Source organism: Variovorax sp. OV700 (assembly GCF_900099805.1).
Lineage (GTDB): Bacteria > Pseudomonadota > Gammaproteobacteria > Burkholderiales > Burkholderiaceae_C > Variovorax.
In genome coordinates, this window is record NZ_FNDR01000003.1 from 248,356 (window position 1) to 269,166 (window position 20,811).

The following is a 20,811-nucleotide window of genomic DNA, read 5'->3' on the forward strand; positions in this document are numbered from 1 at the left end:
CCATGAACAAACCCATCGACGCTCGCCTGCTGCAGCCCTCCGAGGCTTTTGCCGACTACCTCAAGAACACCGCCGCCCGCATCGACCAGGGCGCTGAGACCCTGGCGCACGACCAGGGCGCGCGCGTCGGCATCAGCCGGCCGCACGAGTCGGCGCACCTGCACGTGGCCGGCGAAGCCACCTACATCGACGACATTCCCGAAATTGCCGGCACGCTGCATTGCGCGCTGGGCCTGTCGCCCGCGGCCAACGGGCGCGTCACGGCGCTGTCGCTCGATGCGGTCCGCGCCATGCCGGGCGTCGTGTCGGTGCTCACCGCCGACGACATTCCGGGCAGCAACGACTGCGGCTCGATCGTGCATGACGACCCGATTCTGCTTTCGCTGAAGGACGGCGGCCAGATCCGCTACCTGGGCCAGCCGGTGTTCGCCGTGATCGCCGAAACGCGCGAGGCCGCGCGCCGTGCCGCTGCCAAGGCCAAGGACGCCATCGCCGTCGACGCGGAGCCGCCCGTGCTCACGCCGCAGGACGCGCATGCGCGCGGCCAGTACGTGGTGCCGCCGATGCACATCGTGCGCAGCGGCGGCGCGGCCAACGAAGGCGACGAAGCCGCCGTGCGCGCCGCCATCGCCAAGGCGCCGCACCGCCACAGCGCCACGCTTGATGTCGGCGGGCAGGAGCAGTTCTATCTCGAAGGCCAGATCAGCTACGCCATTCCGAAGGAGGGCGGCGCGCTGCACATCCATTGCTCCACGCAGCACCCGAGCGAGATGCAGCACCTGGTGGCGCACGCGCTGCACCTGCAGTCGAACGAGGTGCACGTCGAATGCCGGCGCATGGGCGGCGGCTTCGGCGGCAAGGAATCGCAGTCGGCGCTCTTTGCCTGCGTGGCCGCGGTGGCCGCCAGCAAGCTGCGCCGCCCGGTCAAGCTCAGGCTCGACCGCGACGACGACTTCATGATCACCGGCCGTCGCCACTGCTTCTGGTACGAATACGACATGGGCTACGACGACGAGGGCCGCATCCTCGGCGCGGAGATCACGATGGTCTCGCGCGCCGGCCACTCGGCCGACCTCTCGGGCCCGGTAATGACCCGTGCGCTGTGCCACTTCGACAACGCCTACTGGCTGCCGAATGTGTCGATGCACGGCTACTCGGGCAAGACCAACACGCAGAGCAACACGGCCTTCCGCGGCTTTGGCGGCCCGCAGGGCGCCATCGCCATCGAGAACATCATGGACTCGGTGGCGCGCACACTGGGCCGCGATCCGCTCGACGTGCGGCGCATCAACTTCTACGGCAAGGCGGAGAACAACGTCACCCCGTATCGCCAGACCGTGACCGACAACATCGTGCACGAACTGGTGGCCGACCTCGAAGCCAGCAGCGACTACCGCGCGCGGCGCGAAGAGATCGCCGCCTTCAACGCAAAGAGCACGGTGCTCAAGCGCGGCCTGGCACTGGCGCCGCTCAAGTTCGGCATCTCGTTCAACGTGCAGCATTTCAACCAGGCCGGCGCGCTGGTCCACGTGTACACCGACGGCTCGATCCTCGTCAACCATGGTGGAACCGAGATGGGGCAGGGCCTCAACACCAAGGTGGCGCAGGTGGTGGCGCACGAGCTGGGCGTGAGCTTCGAGCGCGTGCGCGTCACCGCGACCGACACCACCAAGGTGGCCAACACCTCGGCCACGGCCGCGTCGACCGGCGCCGACCTGAACGGCAAGGCTGCGCAGGATGCGGCGCGCCAGATCCGCGAGCGCCTGGCCGAGAGCGCGGCCGAGCGCCACGGCGGCAAGGCGAGCGAGGTGCGCTTCGCCAACGACAAGGTCGAGGTCAACGGCCGCTCGCTGGCCTTCAGCACCGTGGTGGGCGAGGCGTACCTCGACCGCAAGCAGCTGTGGTCCGACGGCTTCTACGCCACGCCGGGCCTCAGCTGGGACAAGGACAAGATGCAGGGCCGCCCGTTCTACTACTACGCCTATGGCGCGGCGGTGAGCGAGGTGATCGTCGACACGCTCACCGGCGAATGGAAGCTCTTGCGCGCCGACATCCTGCACGACGCGGGCAAGTCGCTGAACCCGGCCGTGGACATCGGCCAGGTCGAAGGCGCGTTCATCCAGGGCATGGGCTGGCTCACCACTGAAGAGCTGGTGTGGCACCCGAAAAGCGGCATGCTCACCACGCACGCGCCCAGCACCTACAAGATTCCGACCGCCAACGACTGCCCGCCGGTGTTCAACGTGCGCCTGTTCGAAGGCCAGAACTTCGAGGACTCGATCCACCGCAGCAAGGCCGTTGGCGAACCGCCGCTTCTGCTGCCGTTCTCGGTGTTCTTCGCGATCCGCGACGCGGTGTCGGCGGTCGGCGGCCACAAGGTCGATCCGCCGCTCCAGGCACCGGCCACGAGCGAGTCGATCCTTCGTGCGATCACCGCCGTCCAGTCTGCATAGCCAAGCCTAGACTTTGGCGCATGTCCAAAGTCCTCCCCATGCCCTACGCCCTGATCCCCTTCGCGAAACACCGCGGAACCGGCCATGCCGCGCCGGGTTTGCGGCCCGCTGCCAGGGGGCAAAGCCATGCGTGACCAGGCCCTCTTCGACAAGATCGATCTTCATCTGATCAGGGTTCTACACACCGTGCTGACCGACCGCAGCGTCTCGCGCGCCGCCATCCGCCTGGGCATGTACCAGCCGGCCGTCTCGGCCGCGCTGAAGCGCCTGCGCGAGCTGTCGGGCGACCCTCTGCTGGTGCGCTCGGGTTCCGGCATGGTGCCGACCGATGCGGGGCTGCGGATGATCGAACCCGCCGCCAGCATCCTGCGCGCGGCCGAGATGCTGTTCTCCGATGCGCGCGGCTTCGAGCCGCAGTCGGCGGCCACCACCTTTCGCATTGCCGCGAGCGACTACATGGACCCGCTCTTCCTGCCGATGCTGGTGGCGCACGTGAAGCGCGAAGCACCGCTGTGCCAGATCGAGATCCATGCGCTCTCGCCCGACTCGGACTACCACGGCCACCTGGCGCTCGGCCAGGTCGACTTGGTGATCGGCAACTGGCAGAAGCCCCCGGAAGACCTGCACATGGCACGGCTCTTCGGCGACGAGGTGGTGTCGCTGGTGAACCAGGACCATCCGGCGGTGCGCCGCGGCTGGGACCTGGAAACCTGGCTCGCGGCCGAGCACATCGCGCCCACGCCCATGCACCCGGGCGGGCGCGGCATCATCGACCAGATGCTCGACGAGCTCGGGCGGCAGCGCAACATCACGGCGCGCTGCGCGCACTTCAGCCTCATTCCCGACATGGTGGCCTCGAGCCTGCTGGTGCTCACCACCGGCCGCCAGTACTGCGAGCGCTTCGCGGCGCGGCTGCCGGTGAAGATTCTCGATTGCCCCGTGGCGTTGCCGCGCCTCATGTACTACCAGCTCTGGCACGAGCGCACCCACTCGTCGAGCTCCGCGCGCTGGCTGCGCGAATGCATCAAGGGCGTGGCTTCGTCGCTGCGGCCTACGCCCTCGACGCCCGTGTCGCGTCTTGCGTTGACTGAATTCCCGGATCCGCCCTGAAGCCTTCGGCCGCGCCGGCGACGCGGCACGGGCAACGATGAATCAATCGCCAAATACAACAGCTGGAGACAAGCGACATGAACAGGTTTGAAGAGGTGCCCAAGGTCACCGACTCCCGTGCCTCGGGGAGCAGCGAGGCCGCGCGCCCGCGCAGCGCGCCATACAGCCCACCGTACAGCGCAAACTGGCTTGAGCGAATGTTCAAGCTCACCGAGCACAACACCACGGTGCGCACCGAAGTCATCGCGGGTCTAACCACCTTCCTGACGATGGCCTACATCATCTTCGTGAACCCGTCGATCCTCGGCGACGCAGGCATGCCGAAGGGCTCGGTCTTCGTGGCCACCTGCCTGATCGCCGCGGTGGGCACGCTGATCATGGGCCTCTATGCCAATTACCCGATTGCCATGGCGCCGGGCATGGGGCTCAACGCCTACTTCGCCTACGTGGTGGTGCTGGGCATGGGCTACACATGGCAGGTGGCGCTGGGCGCGGTGTTCATCTCGGGCTGCCTGTTCCTGATCGTCACGGTCACGGGGTTGCGGGAGCTTTTCATACAAGGCATACCGCAGTCGCTGCGAACGGCGATCACCGTGGGCATCGGCATGTTCCTGGCGCTCATCGCGCTCAAGAGCGCGGGCGTGGTGGCGGCATCACCGGCCACCTTCGTCACGCTGGGCGATTTGCATTCGGCGCCGGTGGTGCTGGCGACGCTGGGCTTCCTCGTCATCGTGGTGCTCGACCGGCTCAAGGTGCGCGGCGCCATCCTGATCGGCATCATGCTGGTGACGGTGCTGTCGTTCTTCTTCGGCGGCAACAAGTTTCACGGTGTGTTCGACGCGCCACCCTCCATCGCGCCCACCTTCATGCAGCTGGACATCCTGGGCGCGCTCAAGGGCGGCATCCTGAACGTGGTGCTGGTGTTCTTTTTGGTGGAAATGTTCGACGCCACCGGCACGCTGATGGGCGTGGCCAAGCGTGCCGGCCTGCTCGTGCCCGGCAAGATGGAACGCATGAACAAGGCCCTGCTGGCCGACAGCGGTGCCATCTTCGCGGGCTCGCTGCTCGGCACTTCGAGCACCACCGCCTATGTGGAAAGCGCGGCCGGCGTGCAGGCGGGCGGGCGCACCGGCCTCACGGCCGTGGTGGTGGCGGCGCTGTTCCTTGCGTGCCTCATGATCTCGCCGTTGGCGGGCTCGGTGCCGGCCTATGCCACCGCACCGGCGCTGCTCTTCGTGGGGTGCCTGATGCTGCGCGATCTGGTCGAACTCGAGTGGGAAGACACCACCGAGGTGATCCCGGCCGTCGTTACCGCGCTGGCCATGCCTTTCACCTACTCGATCGCCAACGGCCTGGCCTTCGGCTTCATCACCTACGCGGTGCTCAAGCTGTTCACCGGGCGGGCACGGGAAGTGCATGCCATGGTGTGGGTGATCGCGGCGGTTTTCCTGTTCAAGTTCGCCTATGTAGGAGGACACTGAGCGGAGCCGTCGGGCGCCGATGGTCGCGGGCACGCTATTAGACTTGTAGCTGCGTTTTCCGCTTGTTGCTGTTGAACGAGAAAAACCCACGAAACCCGGCATGACAACCCCCAGACTCCAGCTCGCGAACATCACCAAGCGCTATCCGGCGGTGGTGGCAAACAGCGACATCTCGCTGTTCGTTGCACCCGGCGAGATTCACGCCGTGCTCGGCGAGAACGGCGCCGGCAAATCGACGCTGATGAAGATCATCTACGGCTCGGTCAAGCCCGACGAAGGCACGGTCACCTTCGACGGCCAGGCGGTGGCGCTGCGCAACCCGCAGCAGGCGAGGGCGCTGGGCATCAGCATGGTGTTCCAGCACTTCAGCCTGTTCGATACGCTCACCGTGGCCGAGAACGTGTGGCTAGGCCTGGACAAGTCGCTGCAGCTGGCCGAAGTGGCGCGCAGCATCACGGCCAAGGCGAGCGAATACGGCCTGGACATCGACCCCTCGCGGCCGGTGCACACGCTGTCGGTGGGCGAGATGCAGCGGGTTGAGATCATCCGCGCGCTGCTCACCAACCCCAAGCTGCTGATCCTCGACGAGCCGACCTCGGTGCTCACGCCGCAGGCGGTGGTCAAGCTTTTCAGCGTGCTCAACAAGCTGGCTTCGGAAGGCTGCAGCATCCTCTACATCAGTCACAAGCTGCACGAGATCCGCGAGCTGTGCACGGCCTGCACGGTGCTGCGCGGCGGCAAGGTCACGGGGGTGTGCAACCCGCAAAACGAAAGCAACGAGTCGCTCTCGCGCCTGATGATCGGCAGCGAGCCGCCGCCCTTGCAGCACCGTCCGGTGCATGCGGGCGCGGTGGCGCTGCGGGTCAACGCGCTCACGCTGGCGCGCGAAGACCAGTTCGGCGTCGACCTCGACGGCATCTCGTTCGAGGTGCGCGCCGGCGAGGTGGTCGGCATTGCGGGCGTGTCGGGCAATGGCCAGAAGGAGCTGCTCTACACGCTCTCGGGCGAGGACGTACGGGCCGAAGCGGCCATGGTGCAGGTGTTCGACAAGCCGGCCGGCCGGCTCCGGCCGCGCGCCCGGCGCGCCATGGGCCTGCACTTCGTGCCCGAGGAGCGGCTGGGCCGCGGCGCGGTGCCCACGCTGGGGCTCGCGCACAACCTGCTGCTCACGCGCAGCAACGCCGTGGGCAAGGGCGGGTGGATTCGCACGGCCACGCTTGAAAAGCATGCCAAGGCGATCATCACGCGCTTCAACGTCAAGGCCGGCGGGCCCGGTGCCGCGGCGCGCTCGCTCTCGGGCGGCAACCTGCAAAAGTACATCGTCGGCCGCGAGATCGACGCCAACCCCAAGCTCTTCATCGTCTCGCAGCCGACCTGGGGCGTCGACGTGGGCGCGGCCGCGCTGATCCGCGGCGAGATCCTTGCTCTGCGCGATGCCGGCTGCGCGGTGCTGGTGGTCAGCGAGGAGCTCGATGAGCTGTTCGACATCAGCGACCGCCTGCACGTGATTGCCAAGGGCCGGATGTCGCCGTCGATCGACCGCGCGGCCGCCACGCTGCCGCAGATCGGCGAATGGATGAGCGGTCTTTGGGAAGGACAGAAGAACAAGAAGGAGGCGGCCCATGTTTAAGCTCGAACCCCGTCCGGAGCTTTCGCGCTTCTGGACTTTTGCCTCGCCGATTCTTGCGCTGCTCATCACGGTGCTGATCGGTGTGGCGCTGTTCGCCGCGCTCGGCAAGGACCCGATCAAGGGCCTGCTGGTGTTCTTCTACGAACCCATCAAGAGCGGCTACGCGATCGGCGAGCTGACGATCAAGGCGACGCCGCTGCTCATCATCGCGCTCGGGCTGGCGGTGTGCTTCCGCTCCAACGTCTGGAACATCGGCGCCGAGGGCCAGTTCGTGTTCGGCGCCATCGCCGCGGGCGGCGTCGCGTTGCTGGCCGACAAGACCACCGGCTCGTGGATCGTGGTGGCCATCCTGGTCGCGGGCACGGTCGGCGGCATGGTGTGGGCCGGCATCGTGGCGTTCCTGCGCGACAGGTTCAATGCCAACGAAATTCTGGTGAGCCTGATGCTGGTGTACGTGGCCACGCTGCTGCTCGGCTACATGGTCTTCGGCCCCTGGAAGGATCCGCACGGCTACAACTTTCCGCAGTCCAAGACCTTCGAGGCGGTGACGCAGATTCCGCGGCTCTTCAAGGGTTCGCGCGTGAGCATCGGGCTGATCATCGCGCTGCTGGGCGTCGGCGCGCTCTGGGTGTTTTTGTTCCGCACGCGGGCAGGTTTTGCGCAGCAGGTCGGCGGGCTCGCACCCGCGGCCGCGCGCTATGCGGGCTTCTCGGCGCGGCGCGCCATATGGATCGCGCTGCTCACTTCGGGTGGCGCGGCGGGCCTGGCCGGCGCGCTCGAAGTGGCGGGCCCGCTGGGCCAGCTCACGCCGTACGTGCCGGCGGGCTACGGTTTCGCGGCCATCATCGTGGCCTTCGTGGGCCGGCTGCATCCGGTTGGGATGGTGTTCTCGGCCATCCTCATGAGCATGTTCTACATCGGCGGCGAGCTTGCGCAGTCGCGCCTTGGCCTGCCGAAGTCGCTCACGGGGGTGTTCCAGGGGCTGCTGCTCTTCACGCTGCTGGCCTGCGACACGCTCATCGCCTATCGCATCCGGGGCAAGGCGGCCCTCAAGGCACCAACGGCCGGAGGGGCGACGTCCTCGCTGCAGGCCAGCACGCCGATCACTGCGCCTGCTGCGCGTTCTACTGAAGGAGCGCTATGAACACCTGTTTTTCTGATCAAAGCGCTGTGCATGCTTGTTCAGGGCGCGCTCCCGCCGACGGGGTACCTTTCTCCGCGAATGTCCCCCGGCCTGCGGCCTCCTCCTTTATTTCGCTGCGCAAGGCACCCCGCCAGCGGGAGCGTGATTCAGAGCGGTCGTTGATCGGCGGTACACCAGCAGCGTGCCCCAGTGCACAGGGCATCGGGTGCTCCGCGCAGCGAAATAAAGGAGGAGCCGAAGGCGGGGGACATTCGCGGAGGGGAGTACCCGGTGGCCTGTGCACACGCCCTGAACAACACAACGCACCGAGAGGCCACTGACATGGACAGCTACGCACTCTTGCTAGGCTCCACCCTGAGCGCCGGCACCGTGCTCGCGATTGCGGCATTGGGCCTTCTGATCAACGAAAAGGCCGGCATAGTCAACCTCGGGGCCGAGGGCATGATGCTCTGCGCCGCCATCGCAGGTTTTGCGACGGTCGTCATCACGCACAACCCCTGGCTCGGCTTCCTGGCCGGCATGGCGGCGGGCGCGCTGCTTGCGGCGTTCTTCGGCGTGTTGGTGATCTGGCTCAACACCAATCAGTACGCCACCGGCCTGGCGCTCAGCCTCTTCGGCGTCGGCTTCTCTGCGTTCCTGGGCATCAACTTCGTGCAGGCCAAGCTGCCGGAGAGCGTGTCTTACGCGGTGCCGGTGCTCAGCGATATTCCGCTCATTGGGCCGGCGCTTTTCCGCCATCACCCGATGGTCTATTTTGCGGTGGTGCTGACCTTTGGCCTCATCTGGTTTCTCTACCGCACACGCGCCGGGCTGGTGCTGCGCTCCGTCGGCGAGTCGCCCGAATCGGCGCATGCGCTCGGCTACCCGGTGCGGCGCATCCGCTTCCTTGCGGTCATCGTCGGCGGCGCGCTGTGCGGGCTGGCGGGCGCGTACCTGTCGACTGTCTATACGCCGCTGTGGGTCGAGGGCATGGTGGCGGGCCGCGGCTGGATCGCGCTGGCGCTCACCACCTTTGCCACCTGGCGACCGATCCGCGTGCTGCTGGGCGCCTACCTGTTCGGCGGCGTCTCGATGCTCGGCTTTCATCTGCAGAGCAGCGGCGTCGACGTGCCGCCGCAGTTCCTCAGCATGCTGCAGTACATCGCGCCCATCGTGGTGCTGGCGCTGATTTCGCGCAATCCTGCCTTCATTCGCATCAACATGCCGGCCTCGATTGGGAAGCCGTTCTACCCCGGCTCATAATCTCGCTTCTCGATTTCCGCCAACCTGTCCTTTTTGAGGATTTCCGACAATGAATGATCTGAACAAGCGCTCCCTGCTCAAGCTGGCCGCCCTCACGGCGGTCGCTTCGGCGGCCCTGATCGGCTGCGGCAAGAAAGAGGAAGCCGCTGCACCGGCCGCGACGCCCGCACCGGCGCCGGCACCCACTGCCGCCGCACCGGCACCGGCTGCGCCGCTCAACATCGCATTCGCCTACATCGGCCCGGTGGGAGACGGCGGCTGGACCTTCGCGCACGACAACGGCCGCAAGGCGCTCGAGAAGGAATTCGGCGACAAGATCAAGACCACCTTCGTCGAAAGCGTGCCCGAGGGCGCCGACGCCGAGCGCGTGTTCCGCGACATGGTCGGGCAGGGCAACAAGCTGATCTTCGGTACCACCTTCGGCTACATGGAGCCGATGCTCAAGGTGGCCACCGACAGCAAGGACGTGAAGTTCGAACATGCCACCGGCTACAAAACGGCCGAGAACATGCGCACCTACGACAGCCGCACCTATGAAGGCGCCTACATGGCCGGCGTGATCGCCGGTGCCATGACCAAGACCAACACGCTTGGCGTGGTGGGCTCGGTGCCCATCCCCGAGGTGCTGCGCAACATCAACAGCTTCACGCTCGGCGCCCAATCGGTCAACCCCAAGATCACCACCAAGGTGGTGTGGGTCAACGAATGGTTCAGCCCGCCGAAGGAAACCGAAGCCGCCACCGCGCTCATCAACGGCGGCGCCGACGTGCTGTTCCAGAACACCGACTCGCCCGCCGTGCTCAAGACCGCACAGGAAAAAGGCAAGCGCGCCTTCGGTTGGGATTCCGACATGACCGCCTACGGCCCCAAGGCCCACCTGGCCTCGGCCACCATCAACTGGGCCCCGTACTACATCAAGGCCACCAAGGACGCGCTCGAAGGCAAGTGGGCGACCGGCCAAAGCTGGTGGGGCGTGAAGGAAGGCGCCATCGACATCGTCTCGATCGCCGAAGACGTGCCGGCCGAAACCAAGGCCAAGGTCGAGGAAGTGAAAAAGGGCCTGAAGGACGGCAGCTTCGTGATCTGGAAGGGTCCGATCCTCGGCCAGGATGGCAAGGAAGTGGTCGCCAAGGACGCCGTGGCCGACGACAAGTTCCTGTCGGGCGTGAACTTCTACGTCAAGGGCGTCGAAGGCAAGGTGCCGGGCGACAAGAAGTAATCGCAGCGCGTACTGCGGCACGCGTAAATAATGGGTCGCCCGCGGGCGACCCTTTTTTTTGAATGACCCATCTCGACGCATCCCATCTCGCGCTGATCGACGACTGCACCCGAGCCTCGATCCAACTCCTGGAACGCAACCTCACGCCGCACGGTATCCTGGCCGCCAGCCGCACCGAGGCGGCCGTGGCGCGGCGCTACACGCGCATCTTCGGGCGCGACGCCGCCATCTGCGTGATGGCGATGTGTGGCAGCGGCGTGGCCGCGCTCGAAGAGGGCGCAGTGGCCAGCCTCGATGCGCTCGCGGCCCAGCAGGCGGCCAACGGGCAGATTCCCAAATACGTCGACCCCGAAGGGCAGGATGCCGATTTCTGGTACCTGGGTTGCATCGATGCCACGCTGTGGTGGCTGATTGCGGTGGACCACGTGCGGCGTCATGGCAAGGTCGGCGCATCGCATTGGAGCGACGAGGTGGAGCGCGCCATCGGCTGGCTGCTGGCGCAGGAGCACCAGCACTTCCGCCTCCTGCAGCAGAACGAGGCCAGCGATTGGGCCGACATCATGCCGCGCTCGGGCTACGTGCTGTACACCAATGCGCTCTGGTACGAGGTGAAGCGCCGCTTCGCGCTCGACCACGCCGAAGCCACCGAGCACCACTTCAACCACCTGTTCCATCCGTACCAACAGGACCTGCCCGAGTACCACCGCGCCCGGCTGCTGCGGCACTATGCGCGCCGCGGGCGAACGGATCCGGGCCTGTATCTCAGCTTCGTCAATCTTTCCTTCGTCGGCAACGAGGGAGACGTGTTTGGCAACGTGCTGGCCATACAGAGCGGGTTGGCCGATTCCGCGATGGCCAACCGCATCGTCAAAACCATCGCCGCGGCACGCGCGTGCGATCCGTACCCGGTGCGCGTGGTGCTGCATCCGCTGACGCGCGAGCACGAACTGTGGCGCCCCTACATGGCACGCCACCAGCAGAACGTCGTGCACCAGTACCACAACGGCGGAATCTGGCCCTTCGTCGGCGGCTTCTGGGTCATGGCACTGGCGCGCCTGGGTCTGCATGACATGGCCTGGCCCGAGCTCGCGCGCCTTGCGCATGTGAACCATCTCGGCGGCTGGCGCTTCACCGAATGGTTCCACGGCCGCACGCTGGCGCCAATGGGCATGGCGGGCCAGAGCTGGAATGCCGCCACTTTCCTGCTGGCACGGCGTGCGCTGCAGGAGGACGCAGCAGCGTGGTGAGGCATGGGCCGTATACGTTCTGGCGCATCTCCAAGGGTGCGGCTGCGCTTATGCTGTGCGAAATCACAACGCCGATTTTCCCACCATGACCGATTACCAACCCCTCTTCGACAAGAGCTTCGGCGAGAAGATCTCCGCCGACCGTCTGCCCGAGCTGCTGCGCGCCATGCCCAAGGCCGAGCTGCACATGCACATCGAAGGCTCGCTCGAACCCGAGCTGATCTTCGCGCTCGCGCAGCGCAACGGCGTAGCCATTCCCTACGCCAGCGTCGAGGACCTGCGCAAGGCCTATGCCTTCACCAACCTGCAGAGCTTCCTGGACATTTACTACGCCGGCGCCAGCGTGCTGCTGAAGGAGCAGGACTTCTACGACATGGCCTGGGCCTACCTTGAGCGCGCCGCGGCCGACAACGTGGTGCACACCGAGATGTTCTTCGACCCGCAGACGCACACGGCGCGTGGCGTGCCGATGGAGGTCGTAATTAACGGCCTGCACCGCGCGTGCGCCGATGCAGGGCCCAAGCTCGGCGTGAGCGCGGCGCTCATCCTGTGCTTCCTGCGCCACCTGAGCGAAGAAGAAGCCTTCGAGACACTGGAGCAGGCGCTGCCCTTTCGCGACAAGTTCATTGGCGTAGGGCTCGACTCGAGCGAGGTCGGCCATCCGCCCGAAAAGTTTGCGCGCGTGTTCGCGCGCTGCCGCGAGCTTGGCTTTCACCTTGTCGCACATGCGGGCGAAGAAGGCCCGCCGGCCTACGTGTGGAGCGCGCTCGATGTGCTCAAGGTCGAGCGCGTCGACCACGGCGTGCAGAGTGCGAAAGATCCGGCGCTGATGAAGCGGCTCGCGCAAGACCGCATTCCGCTCACCGTGTGCCCGCTGTCGAACCTCAAGCTCTGCGTGTTTCCCGACCTGGCACAGCACAACCTCGGCGCGCTGCTGGACGCGGGGCTGGTGGCTACCGTCAATTCGGATGATCCGGCTTATTTCGGCGGTTACATGAACCAGAACTTCACGCAGACCTTCGCGGCCACCGGGCTCGGCGTGCAGCACGCGTGGCAGCTTGCAGCCAACAGTTTCGAAGGCAGCTTCATCGACGCGGCCGCCAAGCGTGCCTACGTCGACCGGCTCAACGCCGTTTTCGCGAGCTTCTGATCGGCAGCGCCGGGCCTCGGCACCAGCAACGGCATCGCCACCAGCGCGCATGCGCTGGCCGCGAGCCACACCAGCGGCCAGCCTTGCAGCGCGAGCAGGTGCGGGATGGAGAAGGGCGTGACAAAGCACACCAGGAACACGCTGGTGTTCGCCATGCCGAGTGCGGTGCCCGCACGGGCCGCGCCGGCCAGCGTGGCAAGTTCGGTGTAGGCCACGCCGTGCCATGCCGACACGCAGACGCCGCTCGCCGCCAGCAGCACCACCAGCGAAATGCGCAGTGCCGACGAATCGACGGCGTACGCGCCCGCGCACAGCACCAGCAGTGAGAGCCCCGCGAACAGCAGCACGCTGAGTGCGCTGCAGGCGCGCAGGTAGGCCGGGCGGTTGCGCCGGCGGTCGGTCCAGCGGCCGCTCCACACGCGCATCACCATGGCGCCGATCTGCACGAACACCATCGTGGCCGTGATGGTTGCGAGGCCCGCATGGCCGAAGTCATGCAAAAACACCGTGCCGAAAGACAGCACCGCGAACTGCGGCGCACAAAGAATGCCGATGCCGGCCACGATCCGCCAGACACGCGCATCGCGCAGCGGGCCACTGCCCTTCGGTGCGCCTGATGTTTCGGCGGCCTTGGCGTGCGGCGCAACCGGGGGTTCGTGCACCCAGGCCCAGCTCATCGCCGCGCTCAGCGCGCACAGTACCGCCAGCAGGCCGTAGAGTGCCGCAAAACCGAAGTGCAGCGCCACGAAGGGCAGCACCAGCGCGCCGATGCCACCGCCCAGTGGCACGGCCGTCTGGCGGATGCTCATCGCAAGCCCGCGTTCGCCCGCTTCGAACCACGTCATGACCGCACGGCCGCTGGCGCCGTTGACGCTGCCGCCGAGCAACCCGACGAGCAGCAGCCCACCACAGAGCCAGCCCAGACCTGGAATGTGCTGCGCGGTCGGCGCGGCCCAGAGCGCCATCACCACCAGCGCGGCCGCGGTGGTGCCCAGGCCCGTGAGGAGCACGGGCCTGTCTCCCCAGCGGTCGGTCAAGAGCCCCCATGGCAGTTCGCTCACCGCGATCCCCAGGCCCATGAGGCCGAGCACCAGGCCGAGCGTCGCGTTGTCGAGCTGGTAGCCGGTGCGCATGAGCACAGCGGTCATGGGTATGCCACTGAAGGCCACGGAGAACGCCGCATTGGCGGCGACGCCCGCGGCCAGAACTTTCCAGCGGTGGCGACGTGGGTACGACGGGGAGGAGATCGAATGCGTCATCGAGGCGCAGTGTCCGCCGTTGCAAAGGTTCTGAAAATCAGAAAATAATGAGTCAATCGTTCAATAAAACAGGACGATTGAACAAGGAAGAAATCCATGTCCCAGGTGATGTTCGATCTCGACGTGCTGCGCAGTTTTTCCACCGGCATGGCGCTTGGCAGCTATGCGCGGGCGGCCGACAAGCTGGGCCGTTCGACGTCGGCCGTGAGTGCGCAGCTCAAGAAACTCGAGGCGCAGGCCGGCACCGTGCTGTTCCGCAAGGCCGGCCGTGGGCTGGAGCTCACCGACGCGGGCGAGACGCTGCTCGCCTATGCGCACCGCATGCTCGAACTCAACGAGGAAGCCGGCGCCGCGATGCGAGGTGCAGACCTGCAGGGGTGGGTGCGGCTCGGCCTACAGGAAGACTTCGGCGAGACGCTGCTGCCTGCCGTGCTCGGCCGTTTTTCAAGGGCACACCCCAAGGTGCGCATCGAAGCCTGCGTGGCGCGCAGCGCGGAACTGCGCGAGCGGCTCGAACTCCGGCAGCTCGACCTTGCACTGGTGTGGGACACCGGCGAGCAGATGACGCCGCACGGCGAGCGCGTGGCGCGCCTGCCTTTGCAATGGATCGGCCCCCGGGCGCCCGATGCGCTCGACGCAGCCTGGTGGAAGGAGCGCGAGCGCCGCCCCGGCGCGCGCAAGAGCAAGGAGCCGCTGCCGCTGGTGCTGCTCGATGCGCCATGCCCGCTGCGCGACATCGTCACCGCCGCGCTCGATCGCGCGGGCACGCCGTGGCGCCATGCATTCACCAGCGCCAGCCTTGCGGCGCTGTGGGCCGCCACCTCGGCGGGGCTCGGGCTCTCGGTGCGCACGCCCTTCGGGCTGCCCGCGCACGTGCGCGCCATCGACCGCACGGCCGTGGGCCTTCCGGCGCTGCCGCAGATGTCGCTCACGCTCTATCGCGCGCAGGCCGCGGCCGAGGCGCCGGTGGGCCGGCTGGCCACGCTGCTGCTCGAAGCCGTGCGCCAGCATGTGCAGCCAGTGGCGCACTAAAATCCGCACCCCGCAGCCGGGCGTCCCGGCCGGCTGCGGGTTTTGCTTTTCCGGGGCCATGTAGAGGACCACCATGTACAAAAACCTCGCGGGCCGCGCCGTTCTGGCGTGGATGGCCGCTTGCTTTTTATCTCCCGCCTTTTCTCAAACGCAGGCTCCGAAAGAGCCGCTGAAGATCGGCTTCGTCTACGTCACGCCGGTGACCGACGCCGGCTGGGTGCGCCAGCATGAAGAGGGCCGCAAGGCCGTGGAAGCGGCGCTGGCCGGCAAGGTGAAGACCACCTTCGTCGAGAACGTGCCCGAAGGCGCGGACGCCGAGCGCGTCATCCGCGATCTGGTGCAGCAGGGCAACCAACTGATCTTCACGCCCAGCTTCGGCTACATGGAGCCGACGCTCAAGGTGGCGCGCGACTTTCCCGAGGTGAAGTTCGAGTCCATCAGCGGCTACAAGGCCGCGGCCAATGTGGCGACCGCGAATGCGCGCTACTACGAGGGACGCTATCTCGCGGGCATTGCGGCAGGCCGCATGACCAAGACGAACATCGCGGGCTACGTGGCGGGCTTTCCGATTCCCGAGGTGCTGCAGGGCATCAACGCGTTCACGCTCGGCATGCGTTCGGTGAATCCGAACGCCAAGGTCGTCGTGGTGTGGCTCAACGAGTGGTTCGATCCGCCGAAGGAGCGCGATGCCGCCATGGCGCTGTTCAACCAGAACGCCGACGTGCTCGCCTTTCACACCGGTTCCACCGCCGTCATGGCCGCGGCACAGGAGCGCGGCAAGATGGCCGTGGCCTACCACTCCGACATGCGCAGGATCGCGCCCGATGCGCAGATCGTCGCGGTCACGCACGAGTGGGGCGGCTACTACACGCAGCGCGCCCGTGCCGTGCTTGACGGCAGCTGGAAGAGCGGCAATGTCTGGGGCGGCGTGAAGGACGGAATGATCCGCGTCGGCGACTTCGGCAGCAAGGTGCCCTCCGCTGTGCAGCAGGAGGTGCTGGCGCGGCAAAAGGACATTGCCGCGGGCAAGCTGCAGCCGTTCCGCGCGGCGGCGGGTGACGTGCGCGACAACGAGGGCCGTGTCGTCATCGCCAAGGGCGTCCAGCTGAACGACGAGCAGATCCTGAAGATGAACTGGCTCGCCGAGGGCGTGCAGGGGCGCGTTGGGCGATAGCTAGCCCAGCCTTTCGACGACGAAGTCGACAAAGGTGCGCAGCTTGGCGCTGGGGCGGGCTTCGGGCAGTCGCATGATGTGCACTTGGCGCGTCGGAAGCTCCCACTTGGGCAGCAGCTGAACCACCTGGCCCGAAGCCAGCGCGGGGCCGAGCAATGCATCGGCCTGCACGATCACACCCACGCCCGCCATCGCGGCTGCCAGCAACGCCTGCCCGTTGTTGGTGGAAAACGGGCCGCGCACGGGGACATGCACTGTCTTGCTGCCCTGCGTGAAGCGCCATGAGTGGTTCGTCCCCCAGGCCGCAAAGCCCAAGAGCGGAAAAGCTTCGAGCTCCGATGGATGTCGGGGCTGGCCGTGGCGCGCGACCCAGGCCGGGCTTGCAACCGCGAACATGCGCGCCAATGCGAGCGGCCGCGCAATGAGCCGTTCGTCGACGGCCGCGCCCGATCGCACGCCACAGTCGAAGCCCTCTTCGGCAAGATCGACCACGCGGTCGTTCAGGCTCAGATCCACCTTCACCTGCGGATAGGCTGCGATGTACTCGGCAATGACGGGTGTGAGGCGGTGCGCGCCATAGGCAACGGGCGCCGTCACGCGCAGCACGCCCTGCGGCATGGCCCGCAGCGATTCCGCCACGCCGTCGGCCGTGTGCACGCTCGCGAGCACGTCCCGGCAGCGCTCCAGGTAGGCGGCGCCGATCTCGGTCAGGGCGTGGCGCCGCGTGGTGCGTTCGAGCAGGCGGGCGCCAAGCTGCTCTTCGAGCGCGCGGATGTGCTTGCCCACCATCACGGCCGAGAGATCGAGCGCCTCGGCAGCGGCGGCAAAGCTCCCCGCGTCCACCGTTGCGACGAACACCTCCATGGCGCGCAGCTTGTCCATATTGAGAACCCGTAGTTTCGAATTGCCGAACCGTATGGCAATTTATCAAACTATCGATTCGCAAAACAATAAGCCTTCACGATTCATTTTTAGCGAGGTTTGCATGAAGGTTCTTGTTGTGGGCGCGACCGGCGCTGTGGGCAGCGCGGTGGCGCAGGCGCTGGCCGAGCGCGGGCATGAGGTGGTGCGCGCGGGCCGCACGCGTGGCGATCGGCAGGTCGACATCACGAGCGATGCGAGTGTCGAGGCGCTGTACGCGGCGGTAGGGCGAGTCGATGCGATCGTGTCGGCGGCCGGTGGCCTGTTTTTCGGACCGCTCGCTGAAATGAGGCCGGCCGATTTCAACATCGGCCTGCAGGACAAGCTGCTCGGCCAGATGCGCCTCGCACTGCTGGGCCAGCACCTTCTGGCAGATGGCGGCTCGATCACGCTGACCACAGGCGTAGCGGCAGACGATCCGGTTCGCGGGGGAGCCAACGCGGCTGCCGTGAATGCGGCGGTCGAGGGTTTCGTGAAAGGCGCAGCCATCGAGCTGACGCGCGGCCTGCGCATCAATGCGGTGAGTCCGACGCTGCTGACCGAATCGTCGGCCGCGTATGGCGCGCTCTTTCCGGGCGTCGAAACCGTACCGGCCGCGCGCGTGGCGCTGGCCTATGTGCGCAGCGTCGAAGGCCCATTGACGGGGCGCGTGTTTCGCGTGTGGCAATGAGCAGGCGCACGCGACTGGCGGGCGCGCTGCTCGCGCTCGCCGCGATGGCGGCAAGCGCCGCACCTCCCGCCGTACAGGCGCTGCCCGAGGACTGGTATCCGGAAAGCGTCGCCATCGGGCCGGATGGTTCGTTCTACGTCGGCAGCTGGCGCCAAGGCGCGGTGGCCAGATTGAAGCCGGGTCTCGCGCCGAAGGCCGAGGTGCTCGTGAAGCCCGGCGCCAATGGATTGGCGAACGGGCAGGGCGTGCTGGTGGATGCCAGGCATCAGGCCCTCTGGGTTTGCTCGGGCAACATTGGCTTCACCACGGTGCCGCAGACGCCGAGCGCACTCAAGCGCTACGACCTGGCCACGGGCGCGCCGCGCGCGAGCTATGCCATGCCCGATGCGGGCTACTGCAACGACCTTGCGCAGGACGCGCGCGGCAACATCTACGTGACCGACTCCTTGCACCCGCGCGTGCTGCGGTTCACGCCGGGCGCTGCCGCGCTCACGGTCTGGAAGGAAGATCCGGCGCTGGCCGGCCCCGGCCCCTACAGGGGCCTGAACGGCATTGCCATCGACAGCGGGCGAAATGTGTACGTGAGCCTCGTGGCGGCCGCCTCCTACCTGCTGCGCATCGACCTCGGCACCGACGGCCGCGCCGGCGGTGTCAGCCGCATCGAGGCCCCGCGAGTGATGAAGAACGTCGACGCGATCCGAGCCTGGAAGCCCGGGCGGCTGGTGCTGTTCGAGAGCAATGCCTTCGGCGACGGCCCCTACGGTGGACAGGTCACCGTGGCGCGCGTCGACGGCGCGAAGCTGGCGCTGCAGACGGTGGTGGCGGGGCTCAACGACCCGTCGTCGGGCGCGGTGCTGGGCGACCGGGTCTACTTCATCGAATCGAAGTACCCGCTGCTGACCCAGCGCAAGGACAGCGATGCGGCGGTTCCGCTCGGCGTGCCCTTCGACATCCAGTCGCGTGCATTGCCGCCGGATTGAAGTGGGGACGGCGTATAGCACTCATATGCGCATGGAAATTGCGGCGCTGCGGGGCTGGTTTACCCTCCGCAGCAACGATGAAAAAAGCCTACCGCGCCTCCCTCCTGCGATTCGACGACGCCGGCCTGCCGGTTTTCGATGAAGACGGCCTCCTGGTCGTCGGCCCCGACAATGCCGGCCGTCAGCGCGTGCTCGATGCCGGCAGCCATGCCGCCGTGTCGCCGCGCCATCCCGATGCCGCTGTGACGCATCTGCCGGGGCGCATCCTCGCGCCGGGCTTCGTGGACATGCACATCCACTTTCCGCAGACCGACATCATCGGCGCGCCGTCGCCCGGGCTCCTGCCCTGGCTCGAGAACTACACCTTTCCCGCGGAAGCAAAATTTGCCGACCCGGCGTATTCGAACGAAGTGGCCGGCGTGTTCTTCGACGAGCTCCTGCGCAACGGCGTGACCACGTCACTCACCTTCGCGACTTCGCACGTCGCTTCGGTCGATGCCTTTTTCGAAGGCGCGCAGCGCCGCGGCCTGCGCATGATCAGCGGCAAGGTGCTGCAGGACCGGCATTCGCCCGATGGCGTGCGCGACCAGACCGAGCAGAGCCTCATCGACTCCGAGTCGCTGATCCGCAAGTGGCACAACGTCGATCGCCTGGGCTACGCCATCACACCGCGCTTCGCGCCCGCGAGCACTGATGCCCAGATGCGCGGCGCGGGCGAGCTGGCCGCGAAATACGCCGACACGTGGATCCAGTCGCACGTGGCCGAGAACCGCGACGAGGTGGCTTGGGTGCGCCAGCTCTATCCGGATGCGCGCTCATATCTCGACGTGTATGCCGGCTTTGGGCTGATGCGTGAACGCGCCGTGTACGCGCATTGCATCTACCTGGACGACACCGACCGCGCGCTGCTGCGCGACACGAAGACGGCCGCCGCCGTGAGCCCGACCAGCAACCTGTTCCTGGGGAGCGGCTTCTTCGACTTCGACGCGGCCGACCGCGTCGGCTATCTCTACGGCCTGGCCAGCGACGTGGGCGGCGGCACCAGCTTCAGCCCCTTCCACACGATGATGGCGGCCTACTACGTGGGGCGTGAGGGGCAAACCAAGACCGGGCTGAGCATCGCCCCTTCGCAGCTCTGGTGGCGCCACACCGGTGGCGCGGCGCGCGCGCTGGGGCTCGATGGCGTCGTCGGCAATCTGCAGCCCGGCTGCGAGGCCGACTTTCTGGTGCTCAATCCGGCGGCCACGCCGCTGCTGGCGCGCAAGGCCATCCGCGCCGAGAGCCTCGAGGAGTTGCTGTTCGCGATGATCGTGCTCGGCGACGACCGGCTGGTCGAACGCACGGTGATTTCGCAGGCGGGGTAGCCATTGGTTCATCGCAGTGATGGCAGGGCCATGGCGCATGCCACAATTCGCGCCATTCCCCCCGCAGCAGCAATCAGCGACCGCATATGAGCATCAAGAGCGACAAATGGATCCGGCGCATGGCCGAGCAGAACGGCATGATCGAGCCCTTCGAGCCCGGCCAGGTGCGCGAGGCCGCCGGCCACAAGATCATCAGTTACGGCACCTCGAGCTATGGCTACGACATCCGTTGCGCGCCCGAATTCAAGGTCTTCACCAACATCCACAGCACCGTGGTCGACCCGAAGAACTTCGACGAGAAGAGCTTCGTCGACATGCACGGCGACTACTGCATCATTCCGCCCAACAGCTTTGCGCTGGCCCGCACGGTCGAGTACTTTCGCATCCCGCGCAACGTGCTCACCATCTGCCTTGGCAAGAGCACCTATGCGCGCTGCGGCATCATCGTCAACGTGACCCCGTTCGAGCCCGAATGGGAAGGCTACGTGACGCTCGAATTCAGCAACACCACGCCGCTGCCCGCCAAGATCTATGCGGGCGAAGGCTGCGCGCAGGTGCTGTTCTTCGAGAGCGACGAGGTCTGCGAGACCAGCTACAAGGACCGCGGCGGCAAGTACCAGGGCCAGCGCGGCGTGACGCTCCCCAAGGCTTGACAGGCCTCGGGGTACCCTTCTCGTACCTCATTTCCGACGGCGTCCCCGCAGGCATGCAAATGCCTGTTTTGCTTACAAGGCA

The 20,811-nt window shown here is 66.8% G+C and carries 17 protein-coding genes; 15 read left to right on the forward strand and 2 right to left on the reverse strand.

What is annotated here, in order from left to right; all coding sequences use genetic code 11:
* The first annotated feature begins 2 nt into the window (after window positions 1-2).
* From xdhB to BLR24_RS08280, 9 genes are all read left to right on the forward strand, one after another.
* On the forward strand, window positions 3-2,453 hold the full coding sequence (xdhB, locus tag BLR24_RS08240) for a xanthine dehydrogenase molybdopterin binding subunit (protein WP_093015443.1): 2,451 nt from the start codon (window positions 3-5) through the stop codon (window positions 2,451-2,453).
* A 126-nt stretch (window positions 2,454-2,579) separates the two neighbouring features.
* Window positions 2,580-3,563, forward strand: coding sequence for a LysR family transcriptional regulator (locus BLR24_RS08245; protein WP_055794873.1), 984 nt, complete (start codon window positions 2,580-2,582; stop codon window positions 3,561-3,563).
* A 197-nt stretch (window positions 3,564-3,760) separates the two neighbouring features.
* Window positions 3,761-5,044, forward strand: coding sequence for an NCS2 family permease (locus BLR24_RS08250; protein WP_175543234.1), 1,284 nt, complete (start codon window positions 3,761-3,763; stop codon window positions 5,042-5,044).
* Window positions 5,045-5,144: 100 nt separating this feature from the next.
* On the forward strand, window positions 5,145-6,674 hold the full coding sequence (locus BLR24_RS08255) for an ABC transporter ATP-binding protein (RefSeq protein WP_093015449.1): 1,530 nt from the start codon (window positions 5,145-5,147) through the stop codon (window positions 6,672-6,674).
* Window positions 6,667-7,818, forward strand: a complete 1,152-nt coding sequence (locus tag BLR24_RS08260) for an ABC transporter permease (protein WP_093015452.1) — start codon at window positions 6,667-6,669, stop codon at window positions 7,816-7,818. The genes BLR24_RS08255 and BLR24_RS08260 overlap by 8 nt, the downstream gene beginning before the upstream one ends.
* A 321-nt stretch (window positions 7,819-8,139) precedes the next feature.
* On the forward strand, window positions 8,140-9,060 hold the full coding sequence (locus BLR24_RS08265; protein ID WP_093016305.1) for an ABC transporter permease: 921 nt from the start codon (window positions 8,140-8,142) through the stop codon (window positions 9,058-9,060).
* Window positions 9,061-9,109: 49 nt separating this feature from the next.
* Window positions 9,110-10,279 (forward strand): BMP family ABC transporter substrate-binding protein, encoded by a 1,170-nt coding sequence (locus BLR24_RS08270; protein ID WP_093015455.1) that lies wholly within the window; start codon window positions 9,110-9,112, stop codon window positions 10,277-10,279.
* A 62-nt stretch (window positions 10,280-10,341) separates the two neighbouring features.
* Window positions 10,342-11,526, forward strand: a complete 1,185-nt coding sequence (locus BLR24_RS08275) for an amylo-alpha-1,6-glucosidase (protein ID WP_093015458.1) — start codon at window positions 10,342-10,344, stop codon at window positions 11,524-11,526.
* Window positions 11,527-11,611: 85 nt separating this feature from the next.
* Entirely contained in the window at window positions 11,612-12,676 is a 1,065-nt protein-coding gene (locus tag BLR24_RS08280; protein WP_093015461.1) for an adenosine deaminase, read from the forward strand.
* Here the strand turns inward: BLR24_RS08280 and BLR24_RS08285 are convergent.
* On the reverse strand, window positions 12,637-13,935 hold the full coding sequence (locus BLR24_RS08285) for an MFS transporter (protein ID WP_093015463.1): 1,299 nt from the start codon (window positions 13,933-13,935) through the stop codon (window positions 12,637-12,639). The two genes, BLR24_RS08280 and BLR24_RS08285, sit on opposite strands and share 40 nt — an antisense overlap.
* 96 nt (window positions 13,936-14,031) lie before the next feature.
* Here BLR24_RS08285 and BLR24_RS08290 point away from each other — a divergent pair, with 96 nt between their 5' ends.
* Both BLR24_RS08290 and BLR24_RS08295 read left to right on the forward strand, forming a co-directional pair.
* Window positions 14,032-14,967, forward strand: a complete 936-nt coding sequence (locus BLR24_RS08290; protein WP_093015466.1) for a LysR substrate-binding domain-containing protein — start codon at window positions 14,032-14,034, stop codon at window positions 14,965-14,967.
* Between the two features lie 73 nt (window positions 14,968-15,040).
* Window positions 15,041-16,141, forward strand: a complete 1,101-nt coding sequence (locus BLR24_RS08295) for a BMP family ABC transporter substrate-binding protein (protein ID WP_093015469.1) — start codon at window positions 15,041-15,043, stop codon at window positions 16,139-16,141.
* On the opposite strand, the gene BLR24_RS08300 is transcribed toward BLR24_RS08295, so the two are convergent.
* Window positions 16,142-17,023, reverse strand: a complete 882-nt coding sequence (locus BLR24_RS08300; protein WP_093015472.1) for a LysR family transcriptional regulator — start codon at window positions 17,021-17,023, stop codon at window positions 16,142-16,144.
* Between the two features lie 103 nt (window positions 17,024-17,126).
* On the opposite strand from BLR24_RS08300, the gene BLR24_RS08305 reads away from it, so the two are divergent.
* The 4 genes from BLR24_RS08305 (at window position 17,127) to dcd (ending at window position 20,729) form a co-directional block, all read left to right on the forward strand.
* Entirely contained in the window at window positions 17,127-17,732 is a 606-nt protein-coding gene (locus BLR24_RS08305; protein ID WP_093015475.1) for a short chain dehydrogenase, read from the forward strand.
* Entirely contained in the window at window positions 17,729-18,712 is a 984-nt protein-coding gene (locus tag BLR24_RS08310) for an NHL repeat-containing protein (RefSeq protein ID WP_093015479.1), read from the forward strand. The genes BLR24_RS08305 and BLR24_RS08310 overlap by 4 nt, the downstream gene beginning before the upstream one ends.
* A gap of 77 nt (window positions 18,713-18,789) precedes the next feature.
* Window positions 18,790-20,076: a guanine deaminase gene (guaD, locus tag BLR24_RS08315; protein WP_093015482.1), complete on the forward strand. Its 1,287-nt coding sequence runs from the start codon at window positions 18,790-18,792 to the stop codon at window positions 20,074-20,076.
* Window positions 20,077-20,162: 86 nt separating this feature from the next.
* A complete protein-coding gene (dcd, locus tag BLR24_RS08320; RefSeq protein WP_055794919.1) occupies window positions 20,163-20,729 on the forward strand; it encodes a dCTP deaminase in 567 nt (188 codons plus the stop codon).
* Window positions 20,730-20,811: the final 82 nt, after the last annotated feature.